Source organism: Shewanella sp. 11B5, assembly GCF_002836795.1.
GTDB lineage: Bacteria > Pseudomonadota > Gammaproteobacteria > Enterobacterales > Shewanellaceae > Shewanella > Shewanella frigidimarina.
Window position 1 is genome coordinate 1 of record NZ_PJAP01000850.1, and the last position, 3,590, is coordinate 3,590.

General features: G+C 42.7%; 5 protein-coding genes. 3 read left to right on the forward strand and 2 right to left on the reverse strand.

Annotated elements, in window-relative coordinates:
* Positions 1-10: 10 nt before the first annotated feature.
* From yajC to secF, 3 genes are read left to right on the forward strand one after another with little or no spacing between them, the layout of a single operon-like run.
* Complete coding sequence (yajC, locus tag CXF78_RS17080; protein ID WP_011638150.1) at positions 11-343, forward strand: preprotein translocase subunit YajC; 333 nt, start codon at positions 11-13, stop codon at positions 341-343.
* An 18-nt stretch (positions 344-361) separates the two neighbouring features.
* On the forward strand, positions 362-2,212 hold the full coding sequence (secD, locus tag CXF78_RS17085; protein ID WP_059744418.1) for a protein translocase subunit SecD: 1,851 nt from the start codon (positions 362-364) through the stop codon (positions 2,210-2,212).
* Positions 2,213-2,226: 14 nt separating this feature from the next.
* A complete protein-coding gene (secF, locus tag CXF78_RS17090) occupies positions 2,227-3,174 on the forward strand; it encodes a protein translocase subunit SecF (protein WP_011638148.1) in 948 nt (315 codons plus the stop codon).
* A gap of 62 nt (positions 3,175-3,236) precedes the next feature.
* Here secF and CXF78_RS21285 read toward each other — a convergent pair whose 3' ends face one another.
* Complete coding sequence (locus CXF78_RS21285; RefSeq protein ID WP_145991533.1) at positions 3,237-3,449, reverse strand: hypothetical protein; 213 nt, start codon at positions 3,447-3,449, stop codon at positions 3,237-3,239.
* Positions 3,442-3,590 (reverse strand): DUF3224 domain-containing protein (locus CXF78_RS17095; RefSeq protein ID WP_145991534.1); only part of this gene is annotated, 149 nt, incomplete at its 5' end. The genes CXF78_RS17095 and CXF78_RS21285, both read right to left, overlap by 8 nt.

A 3,590-nucleotide genomic window follows, 5' to 3' on the forward strand; every position in this document is an offset into this window, starting at 1 on the left:
AGAGAGAACTATGTTTATTTCAAATGCATATGCAAGCCCAATTAGTGGTGTAGCCGGTGGCGAAACCATGCAGTTAATTTTTATGCTAGTCATGTTTGGATTAATCTTTTACTTCATGATTTTCCGTCCACAGTCAAAGCGTGTAAAAGAGCACAAAAACCTAATGGCGTCGATTTCAAAAGGTGATGAAGTGTTAACCAGTGGTGGCATTCTCGGTAAAGTGACCAAAATCGGTGAAGAAAGTGATTATGTGTTATTAGCGATTAATGATAACAACCAAATCACGATTAAAAAGGATTACATCGCAGCGGTATTGCCTAAAGGTTCTATCCAGTCGTTATAAAGCCAAGAGGGCTATGGTGTGTTAAATAAATACCCAATGTGGAAAAACATCATGGTGATGCTTGTCATCGCCATTGGTAGTTTTTATGCAATACCAAATTTGTTTGGTGAAGATCATGCAGTGCAGATTGTCGCAACTCGCGGCGCAGAAGTGACTGCATCGACACAAACGACTGTGGTTGATTTATTAGATAGTCAGGGTATTGCGGTAAAGCGTGCCGAGCTAGAAAATGGTCAGTTATTAGTCCGAGTGCAAAATCCTGAGCAGCAGTTGGTGGCTAAAGAAGCTATCGCTGAACTGCTTGGTCAGAAATATACCGTTGCATTAAACTTAGCACCGGCAACCCCTGAATGGCTAGAAGCTGTTGGTGGGTCGCCGATGAAATTAGGTTTAGATTTACGTGGTGGTGTTCACTTCCTAATGGAAGTGGATATGGGCGAAGCTATTCGTAAAATGGAAGAAGCTAAGATAGCTGATTTCCGTAGCCAGCTTCGTGAAGAGAAAATTCGTTATGCTGGTATTCGTAAAACCCCGAAAGGGATTGCGATTAAGTTTCGAGATGCTGAAACGGTTGACCAAGCAGAGACTTATTTAAAAACACGCAGCAATGACATGACCTATACCGATGCGAGTAGCGGTAATGAGTTTATGCTTCTTGCTACCATGAGTGATGCTTACCTTAAGCAAATTAAGGAAGAAGCACTGCAGCAAAACATTACCACTATTCGTAACCGTGTTAACGAGTTGGGTGTTGCTGAGCCTGTAGTACAACGTCAAGGCGCTGAGCGCATTATTGTTGAACTGCCTGGTGTACAAGACACTGCTCGAGCAAAAGAAATTTTAGGTGCTACGGCATCAATTGAATTTCGTATGGTTGATGATAAGGCTGACGTAAGCGCAGCTGCAAATGGTCGTGTTCCAGCAGGTGCAGAAGTGTACCAACGCCGTGAAGGCGGGATTGCCGTATTGAAAAAAGAAGTGATGCTAACGGGTGATCATATCACTGGTGCACAACCTACTTTTGATGAATACAGCCGTCCACAGGTAGCGATTAATCTTGACGCGAAAGGCGGCTCGATTTTCTCTAACGTGACCAAAGACAATATCGGTAAACCAATGGCAACATTGTTTATCGAATATAAAGACAGTGGTACACGTAATCCTGATGGCACAGTGAAAATGACTCGTATTGAAGAGGTTATTTCAGTTGCGACGATTCAGGCTCGTTTAGGTCGTAATTTTGTGATTACCGGTCTTGAGCACACTGAAGCACAAAGCCTAGCCTTATTATTACGTGCAGGCGCGTTGATCGCGCCAGTGACAATTGTAGAAGAAAGAACTATTGGCCCAAGCTTAGGTGCTGAAAACATCCAAAACGGTGTTCAAGCGATGATTTGGGGCATGGTTGTTGTTCTTGTATTTATGATGGTTTACTACCGTGCATTTGGTTTTATTGCCAACCTTGCATTGATGGCAAACTTAATTATGGTTGTTGGTGTGATGTCTATGATCCCAGGTGCGGTATTAACCTTGCCAGGTATTGCGGGCATGGTATTAACGGTGGGCATGGCGGTTGACGGTAACGTACTTATTTTTGAACGTATCCGTGAAGAACTTCTTGGCGGTCGCAGCGTGCAACAAGCTATCCATGAAGGTTATGGTAATGCTTTTTCAACCATTGCAGATGCTAACATCACCACCTTTATGACAGCGTTAATCTTGTTTGCTGTCGGTACCGGTGCGGTGAAAGGCTTTGCTGTTACCTTAATGATAGGTATCGCGACTTCGATGTTTACAGCCATTGTTGGCACACGCTCAATCGTGAATGCGGTTTGGGGTGGTAAGCGCGTTAAGTCATTGTCTATCTAAGGGAGAAGTTGAACATGTTTCAGATATTTTCAGTAAAGAATACAGTCGACTTCCTTCGTCATGCATTTCCTATTAGTGTAATGTCGTTGATCTTAGTTATTGCTTCTTTTGTATCGTTAGGCGTACAAGGCATTAACTGGGGCTTAGACTTTACCGGCGGTACGGTTGTTGAAATGGAGTTTTCTGCTCCTGTTGACTTAAATGCTCTACGTGCAACCATGACGACTGATGAAGCTGAAGGAGCCGTGGTACAGAACTTTGGTTCAAGCCGCGACATTTTAGTTCGTTTACCGGTAAGAAATGAGTTAAAAAGTGATGTCCAGGTTGCAGCAGTATTAACTGCTGCGCAGTCAATTGATTCAGGCGTGATTCAAAAGCGTGTTGAGTTTGTTGGGCCACAAGTAGGTAAGGAATTAGCAGAGCAGGGGGGCTTAGCCGTTATTGTTGCCTTAATCTGTATTCTTATCTATGTATCATTTCGTTTTGAATGGCGTTTAGCTGCAGGTTCTGTAGCGGCGCTAGCCCATGACGTTATTGTGACCTTAGGGGTCTTTTCGGTATTACAGCTTGAGTTTGACTTGACCGTATTGGCAGGTTTATTGACGGTTGTGGGTTACTCACTTAACGATACCATCGTAGTGTATGACCGTATCCGTGAAAACTTCCTTAAAATGCGCAAAGGCACTCCTGTAGAGATTGTGAATACCTCAATCACTCAGACCATGAGTCGTACTGTTATTACTACAGGTACTACATTAATTACCGTTATTGCGCTGTTTTTAAAAGGCGGCACAATGATCCATGGTTTTGCGACTGCATTATTACTCGGTATTTTTGTGGGTACATACTCATCGATTTACGTGGCAAGTTATTTAGCCATTAAATTGGGTATCAATCGTGAACATATGTTACCGGTAGAGATTGAGAAAGAAGGTGCAGATCAGCCTTCAATGATGCCTTAATAAGTATTATTAATCTTAATCGCTAAAAAGAAACCCCAGCTTGCTGGGGTTTCTTTTTATGCCTAAGTTATGATCTTTTGTTCTGCTAAATGCACTTCACAGGCAGCCATTAACGTTTTATGCCATTGAGTTTGTGGATCAACTATCAGAGCTTCCCATCCATCACTGCCGAGTATATCAACACTGATAAACATCAGTGAAGTTAACGCCATAGTGCCAGATACTCTAAATGTACCGATATTCGTCTCTATACGAGAAATGGTTATCTTAGTCATGATGTAAAGTGATGAGGTAATCTGCTTGGCCGTTTTCGGTTGATGTAAACTCACCATGACCGATGAATTGCTTCAAGTTATCGGTACCTGAGTCAGCTATTACATTGAATTGGCTTTGGGCAACACCTTGTGAAAAGACGC